This window comes from Catalinimonas locisalis (genome assembly GCF_038039535.1).
Lineage (GTDB): Bacteria > Bacteroidota > Bacteroidia > Cytophagales > Cyclobacteriaceae > Catalinimonas.
Genome location: NZ_JBBPHP010000010.1, coordinates 214,673 through 229,210, shown reverse-complemented (window position 1 = coordinate 229,210; position 14,538 = coordinate 214,673). Strand labels below are relative to the sequence as shown.

The 14,538-nt window shown below is 40.8% G+C and carries 18 protein-coding genes; 10 read left to right on the top strand and 8 right to left on the bottom strand.

What is annotated here, in order from left to right; all coding sequences use genetic code 11:
• Positions 1 to 729 precede the first annotated feature (729 nt).
• Positions 730 to 1,368, top strand: a complete 639-nt coding sequence (locus WJR50_RS15500; RefSeq protein WP_341294208.1) for a PQLLE family protein — start codon at positions 730 to 732, stop codon at positions 1,366 to 1,368.
• A 223-nt stretch (positions 1,369 to 1,591) separates the two neighbouring features.
• Here the strand turns inward: WJR50_RS15500 and WJR50_RS15495 are convergent, their stop codons facing one another.
• The 3 genes from WJR50_RS15495 to WJR50_RS15485 all read right to left on the bottom strand — a co-directional run bounded on the left by WJR50_RS15495 (position 1,592) and on the right by WJR50_RS15485 (position 3,160).
• Positions 1,592 to 1,909 carry a hypothetical protein gene (locus tag WJR50_RS15495; protein WP_341294207.1) on the bottom strand — a complete coding sequence of 106 codons (318 nt, stop codon included), beginning with the start codon at positions 1,907 to 1,909 and terminating at the stop codon, positions 1,592 to 1,594.
• A gap of 144 nt (positions 1,910 to 2,053) precedes the next feature.
• Positions 2,054 to 2,917, bottom strand: coding sequence for a bacteriorhodopsin (locus WJR50_RS15490; RefSeq protein WP_341294206.1), 864 nt, complete (start codon positions 2,915 to 2,917; stop codon positions 2,054 to 2,056).
• A 120-nt stretch (positions 2,918 to 3,037) separates the two neighbouring features.
• Positions 3,038 to 3,160 carry a hypothetical protein gene (locus tag WJR50_RS15485; protein ID WP_341294205.1) on the bottom strand — a complete coding sequence of 41 codons (123 nt, stop codon included), beginning with the start codon at positions 3,158 to 3,160 and terminating at the stop codon, positions 3,038 to 3,040.
• A 49-nt stretch (positions 3,161 to 3,209) separates the two neighbouring features.
• On the opposite strand from WJR50_RS15485, the gene WJR50_RS15480 reads away from it, so the two are divergent.
• The 4 genes from WJR50_RS15480 (at position 3,210) to WJR50_RS15465 (ending at position 7,261) form a co-directional block, all read left to right on the top strand.
• The gene (locus tag WJR50_RS15480; protein WP_341294204.1) at positions 3,210 to 4,127 is read left to right on the top strand and encodes a hypothetical protein; all 918 of its coding nucleotides are present in this window, start codon (positions 3,210 to 3,212) and stop codon (positions 4,125 to 4,127) included.
• 131 nt (positions 4,128 to 4,258) lie between these two features.
• Positions 4,259 to 4,885: a hypothetical protein gene (locus WJR50_RS15475; protein WP_341294203.1), complete on the top strand. Its 627-nt coding sequence runs from the start codon at positions 4,259 to 4,261 to the stop codon at positions 4,883 to 4,885.
• A gap of 118 nt (positions 4,886 to 5,003) precedes the next feature.
• A complete protein-coding gene (locus WJR50_RS15470) occupies positions 5,004 to 6,128 on the top strand; it encodes an App1 family protein phosphatidate phosphatase (RefSeq protein WP_341294202.1) in 1,125 nt (374 codons plus the stop codon).
• A 2-nt stretch (positions 6,129 to 6,130) separates the two neighbouring features.
• Positions 6,131 to 7,261, top strand: coding sequence for an App1 family protein phosphatidate phosphatase (locus tag WJR50_RS15465; protein WP_341294201.1), 1,131 nt, complete (start codon positions 6,131 to 6,133; stop codon positions 7,259 to 7,261).
• 6 nt (positions 7,262 to 7,267) lie between these two features.
• Here the strand turns inward: WJR50_RS15465 and WJR50_RS15460 are convergent, their stop codons facing one another.
• On the bottom strand, positions 7,268 to 7,675 hold the full coding sequence (locus WJR50_RS15460; protein WP_341294200.1) for an acyl-CoA thioesterase: 408 nt from the start codon (positions 7,673 to 7,675) through the stop codon (positions 7,268 to 7,270).
• A 406-nt stretch (positions 7,676 to 8,081) separates the two neighbouring features.
• On the opposite strand from WJR50_RS15460, the gene WJR50_RS15455 reads away from it, so the two are divergent.
• Positions 8,082 to 8,543, top strand: coding sequence for an ankyrin repeat domain-containing protein (locus WJR50_RS15455; RefSeq protein WP_341294199.1), 462 nt, complete (start codon positions 8,082 to 8,084; stop codon positions 8,541 to 8,543).
• Positions 8,544 to 8,612: 69 nt separating this feature from the next.
• Here the strand turns inward: WJR50_RS15455 and WJR50_RS15450 are convergent, their stop codons facing one another.
• Complete coding sequence (locus tag WJR50_RS15450; RefSeq protein ID WP_341294198.1) at positions 8,613 to 9,254, bottom strand: SDR family oxidoreductase; 642 nt, start codon at positions 9,252 to 9,254, stop codon at positions 8,613 to 8,615.
• A 421-nt stretch (positions 9,255 to 9,675) separates the two neighbouring features.
• Between WJR50_RS15450 and WJR50_RS15445 the strand changes: the two genes are divergently transcribed.
• Genes WJR50_RS15445 through WJR50_RS15435 form a run of 3 tightly spaced genes read left to right on the top strand, consistent with a single transcriptional unit; the run spans position 9,676 to position 11,741 of the window.
• A complete protein-coding gene (locus tag WJR50_RS15445; RefSeq protein ID WP_341294197.1) occupies positions 9,676 to 10,134 on the top strand; it encodes a hypothetical protein in 459 nt (152 codons plus the stop codon).
• 1 nt (position 10,135) lies between these two features.
• Positions 10,136 to 11,065, top strand: a complete 930-nt coding sequence (locus WJR50_RS15440) for a hypothetical protein (protein ID WP_341294196.1) — start codon at positions 10,136 to 10,138, stop codon at positions 11,063 to 11,065.
• Entirely contained in the window at positions 11,052 to 11,741 is a 690-nt protein-coding gene (locus tag WJR50_RS15435; protein ID WP_341294195.1) for an ATP-binding cassette domain-containing protein, read from the top strand. The genes WJR50_RS15440 and WJR50_RS15435 overlap by 14 nt, the downstream gene beginning before the upstream one ends.
• 16 nt (positions 11,742 to 11,757) lie before the next feature.
• On the opposite strand, the gene WJR50_RS15430 is transcribed toward WJR50_RS15435, so the two are convergent.
• Both WJR50_RS15430 and WJR50_RS15425 read right to left on the bottom strand, forming a co-directional pair.
• Positions 11,758 to 12,393, bottom strand: a complete 636-nt coding sequence (locus tag WJR50_RS15430) for an NADPH-dependent F420 reductase (protein WP_341294194.1) — start codon at positions 12,391 to 12,393, stop codon at positions 11,758 to 11,760.
• Positions 12,394 to 12,727: 334 nt separating this feature from the next.
• Entirely contained in the window at positions 12,728 to 13,183 is a 456-nt protein-coding gene (locus WJR50_RS15425; RefSeq protein WP_341294193.1) for a hypothetical protein, read from the bottom strand.
• A gap of 706 nt (positions 13,184 to 13,889) precedes the next feature.
• Here WJR50_RS15425 and WJR50_RS15420 point away from each other — a divergent pair.
• Positions 13,890 to 14,075 carry a hypothetical protein gene (locus WJR50_RS15420; protein WP_341294192.1) on the top strand — a complete coding sequence of 62 codons (186 nt, stop codon included), beginning with the start codon at positions 13,890 to 13,892 and terminating at the stop codon, positions 14,073 to 14,075.
• Here WJR50_RS15420 and WJR50_RS15415 read toward each other — a convergent pair.
• On the bottom strand, positions 14,040 to 14,450 hold the full coding sequence (locus WJR50_RS15415) for an HU family DNA-binding protein (RefSeq protein ID WP_341294191.1): 411 nt from the start codon (positions 14,448 to 14,450) through the stop codon (positions 14,040 to 14,042). The two genes, WJR50_RS15420 and WJR50_RS15415, sit on opposite strands and share 36 nt — an antisense overlap.
• Positions 14,451 to 14,538: the final 88 nt, after the last annotated feature.

Genomic DNA, 14,538 nt, shown 5'->3' with positions numbered 1-14,538 from the left:
TTTGCATAAATCTTTAAGTTTTGGTCAACCTAAAGTTTATTCATTGACCCGCTCTTTTCAAAATTTAAACATGCTCTTACATCATTTGTAATACGATTACGCAGCATTGTCTTTTCAGCTAACAGGTTATAAGAATCATCAATTATTTATCTCCCGAATAAATACGGCTTTATCTCATTAGGGGTTGCTACACATTTAAAGGAATACTCATAAGCTTCATCTCATTTTCCGTCTGTGCTTACTACCATGAAGGTTATTCCACGTTACGATAGGGTGAATGCTCTGTCGGATGATAATTTTTTTCATTGCCATATAGTTTTGCCTGTTAAATGATCCTCATCTCTCACCTTCCCTTTAGGGGAAATAGAAGAATCATATGCTTTTCCTCACTTTCCCTGCTGGGGAAGATGAAATTTTAAACCTTTTGCCCGCATTCCCCAATAGGGAAAGTGATGATTCGTACCCAAAACATGGCTTTCCCCGTCGGGGAATGTAATAATTCAACGCAATCTATGAGGCTCCCCATTGGGGAAAGTAAGGTATCCGTACAAAACATCATTTTCCCTTTCTACCCCTCTCATAATCAAAGGCTTAAAATCTGAATTCAGGGCTGTTGACAAGGCTTCTTTCTTATTTAAATGACTAGCTTACATCTGTGCTTTTGCGATCTGCAAACCGTGGTTTGCTAGCGATGGGCTATCCTATCTTTGTATAAAAAGCACATAGCTTATGAGACAAACCATTGTACAAAAGATGACCCGGATGAGTACGGCTATTGATAATAGCATGAAATATTCCAACATAATGGCAGCCCTGAAAAGGGTAGGGTATACGCTGCCTATGCTACAGGAAGGCAAAGCGAATCTGGAAGAGTTTCGCATACTGCATGAGAGTCAGAACCAGAAGTACGGGGATCAGTTTGGTGTAGGCAAGGCATTTAAGGATGATTTACGTAAGGCCAAGCAAACACATGCTATCCACCGTAAATTAGCCAAGATCGCCTATGCAAATGACAAGTCAGTGTATACACAGCTGGGCCTGGGCAAGCTGGATGTCTCTATTGACAACTGGCTGGCCTACGTTGACAACTTTTACAGCGTACTGCTAAAGAATAGTGGCCCTATTGCACAGTACATTAGTGAAGAAGAAATGGCTCAGATGCAGGCTTCCATACAGGCACTGTATGAAGGCCGTCATAAGCACTTTGCCTGCAAGGGAGAAGCGCAGCACGCTACCCAGAAGCGTAATGAGGCCATGCGTAAGATGGATGCCTGGATGAGTAATTTTCGCAAGGCAGCCCGCTTTGCGCTTCAAGATGAGCCGCAATTATTGGAAGTGTTAGGAATAGTGGTGCGTACTCACGCATAGAGTAGATGGGGAAGGCTTGCTGAGGTGACTTTGGCAGGCCTTAATTTCAATGGCAATGATGAGATTTGATCTATTGAATAACAGTAGAGTTGTTAAAGAACTCATATAACGCTGATCAACTCACAAGCCGCTTAACAAGTATACGAGCTTAAGCCTTACAATTAATCTTTGAGCAGCAGTTCCTCAACACTACTTGTCCAGATTACGATGAGGCTCAGGGTAATCAGGCCCAGCAAAGTAAATTCATAGCCAGCATCCGCCAAAGAAAAACTGCTGAAATCCAGTCCCCAGACGATCTGACAAATCCGTAAACAAGCAAAGCAGTGAGCAGGAGCCGGATGTTCCTGACAATTTTTCTATCCTTCAATCTTTCAGTAGTACGTTTACTCCACAGCGTATAAGCCGCCAGCAATAGTGCAGCAATTTTAGTTAAGCTCAAAGAGGCATTTTGGAATGTAAAGTGACTGTAATCTATTTCGCTTAATGCCGAAATGATTAGTAGTGCTATACCCAGGCTTAGTGCATACCTTAGATTGTTCATAGATGATCATTTAAATGTTGTCTAATATAAAAGGTGTATACACTAAAATCAAGCTAAGTGCATACACCTTAAGGTAATTTTCTGCATTAGCAGAAAATTGTGATGAGCTGTTTACCAAAATTTATAAGAAGTTTATGGATAGCCCTAGTTGAGCACTTTATCCTTGCTGGTCATTTTCTGGTAATTATAGCCTTCGGCTTTACTTAGATGCTGCGCTACCACGGTTAGCAGTACGCCATAGATTACCTTAGAAGATACATCGGCAATCGTGTAAGTGATCTCACGAGCCAATACACCGGTTTCATTAAAGAGTGCTCCATTGATTCCTGCCAGATGAGGCATCAGATAGGCACCGGGATATAGCATCCAGGATACGACAAATAGCCACCATATTGTATTTAGTGTCTTCTGAGCAGGTGCCGGGATACCTTCTTTCCCTTCGTTAATCACTTTGCGCATCAACCAGAGTATGTGAATAAAGAAGACGGTAGACACTGCACCCCAAATCGCAAATCTGGGAAGGTTGGTCACCTCATAATATTGTCCAATATAGCCGGTAATGATCATAAAGGCCCCTGAAATCCAGAACTGATTACGAACGCTGGAGAAACTACTTTTGGTGAGGGAGACCACAAACAAGATCTGAAACAAGAGCATGGGCACATCTATCAGCCAGTTGAGATAGCGATAACCGTTGTTAAACAAGTCCGCACCGGGTGCCAAAAAGTATCTACCTCTTTCTAAGTCAAAGGAAAAAGCGGCTGTCCAGTTCTGTGCCTGTACATACAGGAGTAGCGAAGCCGAAACCATCACCACTACCGAGAGTATTGAAGAGGTTCTGTAGCGGGGAGCCACCTGTTTGATAGTGAGTACAAAGTACAATAATCCGGCAAACATCACGGCATAGCCCAGGGTTAGTACATGAGATACCATTTGGTAGGCCATCTCTGAATATCCCTGTTCCAGACCTACATAATTTTCAAAAGTTGCATTACCTAATTGTTCCATAGCTGTGTAATTTATAATGGTAGAAGTAAATCATATTAATAATATCAATGACATATTGTCAATTTTGTTTAGTTAATATGATTAAAAATGCAACAAATATGATAAGTATACTCATAAGTACTAATTGAAAATATGCATGTATTGCTTTACCAATACGCTCAGCAGGGATGCATGAGGGTGAATATTCGTTCCAAAAGCCTGTCTGTGCATAGTACTGCTTTGGAGAATACTTATTATCTTCATCAACTAATGGTTTAGACCATGACCACGATCAAAAACTAACCTAAACTCCATGTTCGGATTAGAAGTACTGGAGGTAGTCATCGGCCTTATCTTTGTCTACCTGCTGCTAAGTCTGCTGGCTACCACCCTCAATGAGATGGTGATGAAGTGGCTCTACTCTCGGGGGACTAACCTCAAGATTGCCCTGCAGACCATGCTCAATGATGATGGCAAAGATGATGTGCTTTGCCACAAGTTTTTTGAACATCCACTGATACAGAAACTGAGGAGAAAAGAAAAGGGAAGCTTTCCATCCTACATCAGCAATAAGTATTTTTCTAAAGTTATACTGGAATTACTCTATGCCGAAGAGGGTGGTACGCTGGATAAGGTAAAACAAGGCATTAACCGGCTTCCTGAGAGTAAGACCAAACAAGTATTGCAATCATTTCTGACAGAGGCAGAAGGAAACCTGGAACGCTTCAAGAAGAATCTGGAAGTATGGTACGAGGAAATGATGATGCAGGCCACCTCATGGTACAAGACAAGAGTACAGATCATCCTTTTTTTTCTGGGGCTCACTATTAGCATAGTACTCAATGCTGATACTTTTAAAATAGCCAAGAAGTTGTCTATTGATCCGGAAGCCAGAACCGCAATCATTGAACAGGCAGAAACCTTTATTGAAAGCCAGCAGAAAAGGGGAGTAGATGTAAAAGAGATGAGTATGGACAGTTTGCAGAGGCAGGTCTATTATCTCATTGAAGAGGAGATCAGCATGAGTTCGTCGGCATTAGGTATGGGGTGGAGTGAAATTGAGTATGCGCCCATCAATGTAGGGCAACTGTCACTCTGGGGATGGTTAAGGGCTATTCCCGGCTGGATTGTCACCGCTCTGGCCATTACTTTAGGCGCTCCCTTCTGGTTTGACTTACTCAAACGACTGATGACCGTTCGTGCTGATGGCAAAGCTCCCAAAGAAGAGTAGGGAGTAAATATTTGATTTTGAGACGTTGTCATAAGAATCGTAACCCTTTCATTACTAATCATGTACGCACCATAACACCATAACACCATAACACCATAACACCATAACACCATAACACCATAACACCATCTATGATATTTCAGATTAAACTAAAGTCCATTACCATTATTGAAAATGGAAAAGTAAGTGAAGGGGAAGGAAGTAACCTGCTCTCTATGTCAATCATTTATCCCAATCCTCAGATGCAGGCTCCTACGACAGTCATGGAAGTTTACCTGCAAGACAATAAGACATTAGAGCTCACTGGGATACCTCTCAAAGATCAGATCATTTTTAAAGGTGCTATCATAGGCGAGTCAGGCATTGATGTAGAGATCAGCGCCATTGAGAAGCAGGATAAGATTGCGGCCTTGTTGCATAGGGTTTTTGGACAGGCAGTAAGTGGTGCTTTAAGCCTGATACCAGGGGGAGGAGTAGTTTCATTGATTACCTCGGCGGCACGCAACACCCTGTCATCAGTTTTTGATCAGACCGCACCCAAAGAAAGACTGCGTAAAATAGCCAAGGGTTATATGTCTCTCAACAAAAACACCCCGGAAGGAGATTTTGTGGTACAGCTCAGTGTACCGGAAGAAGTGAAGCTTATACAATCATTTGTCAATGAACAGGGGCAGCGGGCTACCAAGACCATTACTTTACCTAAAGGTTATGCTAATGCGATGGTGCTTTTTGATATCAAGAAGTATCCGCTGGTATAAAGCCAGGTTCTGTTGCATCATTGCATTAGGACATTTAATTGATGACTTAAATGATTACAAGGTATTTGAGCAAACAAATCCCTTATCAGAAGACTTGTATTAGCAAAGACTATTTTTTATGACAGCAATATCCGATTTTTTGTTAAAGTCACTAAGTGCAGTAGAAACCACCTATGATCAATCTTCATTCTATGTAAAGAAAAAGCTTAACCTTCTGGATCCCCTTACCATACAGGTTTATAAAGGCTTCGGAAATGCCGAAAAAGTACTGGTAAACGGACGTGTGTTGGAAGCTGAAGGACGTAAGCCTCCTAAAGAAGGAGCGAGTTTGTGGAAGAATATACAGATCATGTATCGTCGCTATGAGAGCGATGAGATTCCCAATGTAAGGGTAAAGATATTTTTTCAGGGCCTTGAGCAGGTAGTAAAGACCGATAGTGAGGGTTATTTCCATGCTATGCTGGAAGGTTTTGAGATTGAAGACAGTACAGAGAAATGGTACGATATTCATTTTGAACTGTTGGACGAAGTTTACCCTTCTCAGGGTGAGGTTAAGGGTAAAGGAAAAGTCCTCATCCCTAACAAAAGTGAATATGGCGTCATCTCAGACGTAGATGATACGATTCTGATTTCTCGTTCCTCCGACCTGATAAAAAAAGCACAGCTAACATTTTTCAATAACGCTCGCACAAGAACTCCTTTTAAAGGTATATCTGCCTTTTACCAGGCCTTGTATGCCGGTAGCAATGGAGAACAGCATAACCCTGTATTTTATGTCTCCAGCAGTCCCTGGAATCTATATGAACTTCTTGACTATTTTTGCGAAGTACATGAGATACCTAATGGTCCATTTTTACTCAGAGATCTGGGGATTGATAAAGATACCTTTATTAAAAGTGGACACGGTAAACATAAGGTGACACAAATCACTACACTTTTTTTACTCTATCCGGATATGCAGTTCATACTGATTGGCGATAGTGGTCAGAAAGACCCTGAAATATATGAGTTCCTAAGCAGAAAATATCCCTCTCATATCAAAGCCATTTATATCCGCGATGTCACTAAAGATAAGCGGGATAAAGAAGTACGTGAAATCGCCAAACAAGTGAAAGCCAGAGGTATTGACATGGTACTGGCAGAAGATACCACAGTACCCGCTTTACATGCGCTGGAACAGGAATTGATAACCCGGGAAAGTGTAGAGCATTTAATGGAAGTGGTCAAACAGGAAGATAAATAAAAGTGAACCTAAAAAGCTTTCTACTAAAAAAACTCAGTCAAGCAGAACTACACTTTGACCATTGGAGGATAGAAAGGAGGGTACGTAAAGGGCGTTTGGGAGATGTAATCATTTTCCCTTACTGTGGATATGGTAATGAAGAAAGAATTACCATCAGAGGCAGGGTACTGGAACAAAGTAGTCTGGCCAAGCCTAACGTTCATGATAGTACCTGGACCAATGTAAAAGCTATGGCTCGTCGTTATATGAGCCGTGAAATACCTTTTGTACGGTTAAAAGCTAAATTTCAGGACAGTGAAACAGATATAAAGGCTGATGATGAGGGCTACTTTCATCTGGAAACCTCTTTTCATCAACCTTTAGCTGATGATCAACTCTGGCATACAGTCAAATTCAAACTTCTGGATAGACTTTATGCTGAGCCTAGAGAGATAGTCGGTTTGGGGGAAGTGATGATACCTGATAAAAAATCTTACTTCGGTGTGATTTCTGATATTGATGATACCATACTGATATCTAAAACCACACATAGAATTGAAATCATCCGTATGGCCATGACCAATAATGCCAAGACCAGGATGCCCTTCAAGGGCGTTTCAGCTTTTTATCGTGCCTTACAAAAGGGAAAAGATGGATCTCAGCACAATCCTATCTTTTACGTCTCCAGTAGCCCCTGGAATATGTATGACCTGCTGGCTGATTTTTTTGAACTTAATAACATCCCTAAAGGACCGATTTTACTCAGGGATATCGGGATCAGCGAAACTAAATTTATCAAAGAAAAGCATGCGAGTCATAAGCTTGACAAAATCAGGAGAATACTTTCGTTTTATCCTAAGCTAAAATTCATACTGATTGGTGACAGCGGACAGCATGATCCGGAAATTTACCAGCAGGTGGTGGAAGAGTATCCGGGCAGGATTTTATCTATCTATATTCGTGATGTCAGTAATCCTAACCGCAGCGAAGTGGTAAAATCTATTTCAGCTGAGCTTTCCAAAAAAGGAGTTGAGTTGATTATCAAGCAAGACACAACGGAAGCAGCCACTCACGCAGAATTGAAAGGTTATATTCAGGTAGGAAGTAGTGAAACCATTATGAAAGAATTTACTAAAGACAAAAAAGGGATATAATGGAAATTACTTTTTCATCTCATCCTGAGCGTTGAGTCGGTCTTTCACAAACTCCACATTTGTTTTTCCATGAGGCGTAGGAATTCCTTTTTCATCCAGGTTAACCATCACGATTTTATCAATAGACAAGATCTCTTTTCTGGTCATCTTATTACGGATAAGACAGCGTACCGTCAAAGAAGTTTTGCCAAAAGATACCGGCTCAATTCCTATTTCAATAATGTCTCCGGTAATCGCTGAGCTGATGAAATTGATCTCAGATATATACTTGGTAACTACATGTTGATTCTCTAATTGGATAACGGCATAGAGTGCAGCCTCTTCATCTATCCATTGTAGTAAGCGACCTCCGAATAAAGTTTTATTGGGGTTTAAATCCTCTGGTTTTACCCATTTTCTGGTATGAAAATTCATATGTTTATTCTAGAGTAAATCAATATTAAACTTATCTGTTGTATTACAAAGTATTAATGTGAGTCAGTTATATGTACGAGGCACACTTTGAATTCGTTTTCATTAAAGTGTCATAATCTACCTGAGCTGATGATAATTTCATTACAAGATAACATGTATATTTAAGTCCTATTGTACAGTAAAGTGTTACTTTCCATATTGATTTTAAATATTTGGCAGTCAACTACTTATAAGTGAAATTTTTAAGCAGGTATCTAAGTTTAAATCAATTTGCGAGTTAGAGTAAATCCAGATTTTACAGAGGTGATATTCCTTAATCCAAACTTTAATTCATTGATTTAGAATAAATAAATAGGTAAACTGGCATCTTAAATTTTGTGCCTAATTTTTTTCAATCATTATCATTATGGATGTTTTTGAACTTATCAAAAGTGGTCAAGTAGAAGACTTGAAAAAGAGGCTTGAAGAAGACCCAAGTCTAAAGGAAAAGGAAGATGCAAAGGGTTTCCCACCATTGACAATGGCAAGCTATAGCGAACAATATGAAATCACTCGTTTTTTGTTGGAGGCTGGTGCAGATGTAAATGCCAGGGATGCTGCCGGAAACACTGCGCTGATGGGAGTGTGTTTCAAAGGTCATCAGGATATCGCGCAACTTTTACTGGATTATGGCGCAGATGTAAATGCACAAAACATGAATGGTGCTACAGCACTCATTTATGCTGCTACTTTTGGTCAGCAGGAAATCATTGATATGTTACTTGATAATGGCGCAGACAAAACGATCAAAGATAATGCTGGGAATACTGCTTACAATTATGCTCAATCCAAAGGACTATCAGATTTAGCAGGAAAGCTTAAGCCATAAGAAAAAGCTCATCCGGCTACTACACATAAATAGTAGTGATGAGCTTTTTATTGAAAATGGTTTAGTGAATTATAAGCTGTTCAACGCTTTTTCTACTTCCATATTTCCTCCGCTAATGACTTCAAAAGTCTTGCGATAAGTATGTTGGTTTTCAAGTGACTCAACAATGGATAAAGCCACATCTGAGCGCGATATCTGCCCTTTTTTTCCTCTCAGACTTTCCTGAGCGATAATGTGATTCGTCTCAGGATCGTTGTTGAGCATACCCGGACGAACAATAGTATAGTTCAGATTACTTTTTATCAACCTATCTTCTGATTCCGCCTTAGCTTTGAGGTAATGCTGTAAAGCTTCAGGGCCTGCTTCGGGCTCATCTGTACCTACCGAGCTCAGAAGGATGAATCTTTCTACACCATTCCTTTCACATGATTCTATCAGTTTGATAGCACCGTCTCTGTCTACTGCCCAGGTTTTTTCTTCATCTGTATCAGGCCCAGAGCCTGCGGCAAAGATAACTGCTTCAGCTCCTTCTACGGCAAACTCTACATCGCCTTCAAGGTTGGCCACAAAAGGTGTGGCACCCAGCTTCTCCATTTCACTGGATTGGGAGTCATCTCTGATCATGGCTAGTACATTATGTTCTCTTTCTGTTAATAACTTTACAATTTGGAGCCCTGTTTTTCCATGTGCTCCTGCAACTAAAATGTTCATGATGCATTTGGGTTAAATAAGAAAAAATAGAAATCTCAAAAAAAATATCATGTGAGATTTAAAGTGTAACAATGAGTAATGACTAATGTTAAGCTATCTTCAATAGATATTCACTTTTTTTATTTTTCTCCTGCACAAAGATGACTAGCAAAAAAGACGTGAGCTTGTGAGTACTTAAGGCAGACAAAGTGTTTTATTTGTTTTTGAGATGACATTGAAGGACGATGAATACAAGTACGTGTTGTACCAACCTTTATGAAAATATTATAGATATTTACTGATAGTTCCGCAGAAAGGTAAACCAAGTACGCTGCTTTACATTTTTTATCTTGGGCAGCATTTAAAAATTTATGAATAAACAATTAGTTACTCACAAACCTATTTTTCCTTGATCATGAATAGAAGTCACAAATTTATCTCAATGTATACAGTCCGTTTCCTGTGTTTGGCAGTTTGTTTACTACTGGGCTTTCAGGCAAATGCACAGGAGCAGCCTCAGGTAGAAAAGCTTGCTGTAGAAGCGGTTAACCCTTCTGACGTAAAAATTGCTGAAGATCTCGCCAATCAAATCCTTGGTAAAATGGCAGAAGGAAGCTACTATGCTTTTACTGAAGAGGATGCTATTCCTCAGATTATAGATATGTTTACCGAAGACATGCAAAAGCAGGCCTACCAGCAGATCAAGGCACAAGTGGGAAATTACGAAGGCTCAATGGATTTTCAGGAGGCTTACGAGGTTTCCCAAACCGGGATGGAAGCTACCATTTTTCGTTTCAAGGGTAACTTCTCCCAATCTGAACCTGAGGTAAGAGTAGTGATCAACCGGGAGGATCAACTGATGGGCTTGCGGGTATTACCCTGGAGCGATGAAATGAAGTAGGATGATCCTAAGCTTTTTGTCCTTACATCTGAAGCAACTCATCAGGGTTTTAAAAGAATTAGGCCTCTTCAGATGCCTCATTGTTTTGGTCTTATTATCGTTTGCCCTAGCCAGAGTTTTCACCTTAAGCCCTGATTTGCTGTGCTTTGTGCTCATCTTCTCGCTTTTTTCCCTCCACATACTCAGAAAGGACAAAGCTTTTCTCAAGTTTCTGCCCATCAGGAGGTATCTGCTTTATGCTGTAGAATATCATTTGATTGCCAGCCCTTTTTATGTTAGGCTTCTCCTGGACCAGCAGTGGATAACAAGCCTGCTCTCCTTTACGGCCACCAGCATTATTCCCTTTGTCAATGTAATACTGATGAGCAATGGAGCTGCTCTCCACAGACTTAAGCTGATCCCTGCCGAATCTTTTGAGTGGAAAAGCGGCATAAGAAAGCATAGCTTTATTATCACTGCCCTTTATATGCTTGCTATTTCTCTTTATCAATATCCTTATGTGGCCTTTGTAGTCTTAGTGCTTTTTACCCTGCTCTCCACCACTTTTTACAATGAAGGCGAACCGCTGCAGATGGTAGAAGTCTTTCAGTTAGCGCCCCGACAGTTTATGTTCATGAAATGGAAGATGCAACTGCTGCTGTTCTGGACGGGCTGCACACCTCTGATGTTGATCTACTTATTAGGGAATACCGCTTACTGGTATGTGCTTCCAGTGCTCATTTTGGTCTGTTCAGTGATACAAATCCTGAGCATTAACCTCAAGTATAGTTTTTATGTACCCGGTGAATCTGTGGACAAAAGTATATTTATCGCTATATATGTTTTAAGCTTGTTTGTCCCTTTCTTTGTACCTGTGCCGCTGGTGATGATGTTCAATTATCAGCACAAAGCCATAGTAAACCTTAAAGCTTATCTGAATGATTCGTATTGAAAATGTGAGCCTGAGCTATGGTAAGCAAGCCGTCAACAGGGACTTATTCCTGGAAATCCCGGAGGCTAGCGTGCATGGACTGGTCGGTCTGAACGGATCAGGGAAAACAACACTGCTCAAAGCCCTCTACGGTCTGAAAACGCTGGACAGGGGTAAGCTAAGTTTTCGTGAGGATATACTGAAAAGAAAAGACATTGCTTACCTGGAAACCGATCCTTTTTTTTACTCCAGGATCACCGGTAGAGAATATCTCCGCTTGTTCTGCCTCAGAAATCAGGCTTTTGACCTCAATGGCTGGAATGATTTATTTGAACTCCCGCTGGATCGTTTCATAGAAGAGTACTCCACCGGGATGAAGAAAAAGCTGGCTTTTATGGGAATCATCGCACTAAAGCGGAACATCATGATATTAGATGAACCTTTTAATGGGGTTGACCTGGAAACCACACAAAAGCTAAAGATCATCATCAAAGCACTGCGAGAACAGGGAAAGACCATTCTGCTTACTTCTCATATCCTGGAGTCGCTTACTTCCATATGTGATGCCATCAGCTATCTGCAAGACCAAAAGATCAGCTATACGTTTGAGCGCGGTGAGTTTGCAGGCATGGAAGACAAAATTTTCAAGAGCTTTAATGCTAAAAATGTAAATATTGTCCGAAGGTTAATAAGATAAAATAAGGCAGAGATGATTACTTCTGCTTCAGTTTATCCTTCATATCCCGGGCATTCATAGGCTTGTTATACAGCAGTTGATCTACCTCCATCACTTCCGACTCAGCGAGTGTACCCACATCTACCGGCTCAAAACCGATATCCTGCAGGAGCTGGCTTACAATCTGCTTGGCATCAGCATCATCACCGGCCAGGGGCAATGCAATTTTATCTTCGCCTGATCGGAATGCATAATCCCTCAGATGCTCAAAATAGATGGTATTAAGCGCCTTAACAAGTCTGGAACCCGGAAAATGTTTTGCCGTGTAGGCTGACTGACGCATGTCAGGATCATGGATCACTTTGCTGGCGACTTCCCCATCTCGTCCCGGGTAGGGATTGCAGGTGTCAATGATAATTTTGTTTTTTACCTCATCAGCGATGGAATGGGAAAGAGATTCAATGGCTTTGAAGGGTACGGAAAGCACGATAAGTTCGCCAAACTTTGCGGCTTCCTCAATGGTACCCTTAGAGGCGTTCTCACCCGCTTCTTTCACCAATGCTTTGAGCTGCTCGGGATGGCGCGAACTAAACATCACTTCGTGTCCGGCTTTTGCCAGATGTATCCCGAAGTTTCCTCCGATATTCCCTGAGCCAATGATTCCTATTTTCATGATGATTATTTTAGGTTGAGAGAAGAATTTAATTTGATCATCTGATACAACTCTTTTTTTCTCAAACAGTTTTGCAATCCATAAAGGACTAATCCGGAAAGCTGACTTTTCCCTTCCCATGTCATGCCGAGGTCCGAGGCATCTTTTCTCTTAAGTGACAAGATACCTTCCTTCGGTCAGCATCACGTAAGGGAAAAGGTTTCCGGATAGACTCTAAGTAACATAGGTTTATAAAGTTTGCAGAATGTAACAAGTTTGAAAAGGCCACAGATAAGGACTTCCATTAGCCTTCTTTGATCTTGAGCCGTTACTTTACAGCAGTACAGGACAAACTTTATCGGGGAGATACTTCGTAGTCAGCATTTAGCTTTATATATATTTTTTCTATACCGTCTGCTGCAATAGGTGCGGCAAAGTAAACATACAGTGTATCTCCAGAGATTTGGAGAAATGTCTTGGGAGAACTTTCATCATCGTCATAAATGATCCGGTCCATAAGTCTGTCAGTGTAAAAAAATTCTTCTTTCACAAGTTCAAAAGTACCGCTTTGAACAAGCTTTTCTTCCGCATAATGATAATAATCGTTGCCATTAAAATGTAAGAGAAAGCCGCTGCCCGGAGCATACTCCTTGCCAGGAAGAAGTCCTCCGTGAGAAGATCTTAATTCCCAGGTGCCTTCAAACTGGGTTTCCTCTGAGGGTGGTTCTTCTGTTAACAGTTCTGCATCAGATCGGCAGTTACTGAAAATGATAACCGATAGTACGATAAGTAAGCCTGAAAGTATTTTCATAACTATAGGATTAAAGCTGTGTATGTATGACCCACAAAAGCGGAATTAAGTTGTAATACCTATGCTTTTTAAAGCAACTCACCTTATAAAAAATATAAGCCTAAGACTTAGCCTAAAGATATAGTAAGAGGGAAAGTTCATTAAAACCATTACTAAGGGCTAAATTTTCCACTTAGAGCCTTATCAGGAATCTATCTTTCTATCTCAGTAGGTCATGCTGACCGAAGGGAAGCATCTTTTCTAGTCTTGAAAAAGATCCCTCCTTGCGTCGGGATGACTAAAGGAAAAGGTTTCTGGGTAGGCCCTTATGATATAAAAGAAGAGGGCTTCTTTTTCATTTATTGTACATGATAAAAGGTTGTAAGTCTACAGAAATAACGCTTATTTGAAGGAAGTATTTGTGCGTAAGTACAGAGGCTTACTATAAATTGTTTTGACGTTGAATGAAATTTCTCCACTGGGATAAACGAGAGGTAAGCAAGGATAAAACAAATGCTCAGCAGTAGCGGGTAAAAAGCTCAGTACAATTTGGGTAAATACTGCTGAGCTTTTTAAAATTTCTCAGTACTTTTTAGCCCAAAGCTCAGCATCTTTTGACTTATTTCTCATGAGCTTTTTCCAGAGGCACACTCACCTTTCTCCCACCATTCCGAACGCAGTGAAGGAATCCTTTCTTTTTTTCTCAAATCTCCATTGAACTTTCAGCATGGTCAAGATGCCTGACGGCATGACTTGTGGGGTGAATATTGGCGGTGGAAGGGTAGAGGGGAAGGAAGAAACCATAAAAAAACCGCAGGCTCATGCCTACGGTCTGTCATTCAGTGCCTATAATTTTGCTGCTTTACAGTCCAGTATATTATTCGGGAGTAACCGGCGAAGCGGCCTTTTTTAACCTGCTGTATTTAAGTGTCTTTAAAGTTTCCTGCAACTCCTGACCGGGAGTAAAACGAAACTTAGCCTGCTTGATCTTGCTGGCATTCACCTCTTCTTCGGTATCACAACCTTCACTGTTGATGGTGATGCGTAGAGAACCCAATTCTCCCAGGCGTACAATCTCTCCGCGCTCAATATGACGAGGGATGATCATCAGTAGGGATTCCAAAACGGCGATAGCATCCGGCTTACTTACCGTAGTGATTTCGGCAATTTCTTTGGCCAGCGTACGAAAGTCTACTTCTCCATTGCTCTGCGCTACCGCGTAAAACTTGGGTGCCGCATTGCGCTTCTGAGAATTTGTTTTAGCTACAACATTGTATGTTACGCTCATGATTTTTTAGATTTTATAAGTGATAAAATAGGACTGTAAAGCACTATACAAATATGTTGTTTTGTGCTGAATAATTATTTGTAAGTAG

Excerpts from the sequence above, each read along its gene's own strand:
- WJR50_RS15500 (WP_341294208.1), top strand. The coding sequence starts at position 730 with ATGAGACAAACCATTGTACAAAAGATGACCCGGATGAGTACGGCTATT.
- WJR50_RS15495 (WP_341294207.1), bottom strand. The coding sequence starts at position 1,909 with ATGAACAATCTAAGGTATGCACTAAGCCTGGGTATAGCACTACTAATC.
- WJR50_RS15490 (WP_341294206.1), bottom strand. The coding sequence starts at position 2,917 with ATGGAACAATTAGGTAATGCAACTTTTGAAAATTATGTAGGTCTGGAA.
- WJR50_RS15485 (WP_341294205.1), bottom strand. The coding sequence starts at position 3,160 with ATGAAGATAATAAGTATTCTCCAAAGCAGTACTATGCACAGACAGGCT.
- WJR50_RS15480 (WP_341294204.1), top strand. The coding sequence starts at position 3,210 with ATGTTCGGATTAGAAGTACTGGAGGTAGTCATCGGCCTTATCTTTGTC.
- WJR50_RS15475 (WP_341294203.1), top strand. The coding sequence starts at position 4,259 with ATGATATTTCAGATTAAACTAAAGTCCATTACCATTATTGAAAATGGA.
- WJR50_RS15470 (WP_341294202.1), top strand. The coding sequence starts at position 5,004 with ATGACAGCAATATCCGATTTTTTGTTAAAGTCACTAAGTGCAGTAGAA.
- WJR50_RS15460 (WP_341294200.1), bottom strand. The coding sequence starts at position 7,675 with ATGAATTTTCATACCAGAAAATGGGTAAAACCAGAGGATTTAAACCCC.
- WJR50_RS15455 (WP_341294199.1), top strand. The coding sequence starts at position 8,082 with ATGGATGTTTTTGAACTTATCAAAAGTGGTCAAGTAGAAGACTTGAAA.
- WJR50_RS15450 (WP_341294198.1), bottom strand. The coding sequence starts at position 9,254 with ATGAACATTTTAGTTGCAGGAGCACATGGAAAAACAGGGCTCCAAATT.
- WJR50_RS15445 (WP_341294197.1), top strand. The coding sequence starts at position 9,676 with ATGTATACAGTCCGTTTCCTGTGTTTGGCAGTTTGTTTACTACTGGGC.
- WJR50_RS15440 (WP_341294196.1), top strand. The coding sequence starts at position 10,136 with ATGATCCTAAGCTTTTTGTCCTTACATCTGAAGCAACTCATCAGGGTT.
- WJR50_RS15435 (WP_341294195.1), top strand. The coding sequence starts at position 11,052 with ATGATTCGTATTGAAAATGTGAGCCTGAGCTATGGTAAGCAAGCCGTC.
- WJR50_RS15430 (WP_341294194.1), bottom strand. The coding sequence starts at position 12,393 with ATGAAAATAGGAATCATTGGCTCAGGGAATATCGGAGGAAACTTCGGG.
- WJR50_RS15425 (WP_341294193.1), bottom strand. The coding sequence starts at position 13,183 with ATGAAAATACTTTCAGGCTTACTTATCGTACTATCGGTTATCATTTTC.
- WJR50_RS15420 (WP_341294192.1), top strand. The coding sequence starts at position 13,890 with ATGGTCAAGATGCCTGACGGCATGACTTGTGGGGTGAATATTGGCGGT.
- WJR50_RS15415 (WP_341294191.1), bottom strand. The coding sequence starts at position 14,450 with ATGAGCGTAACATACAATGTTGTAGCTAAAACAAATTCTCAGAAGCGC.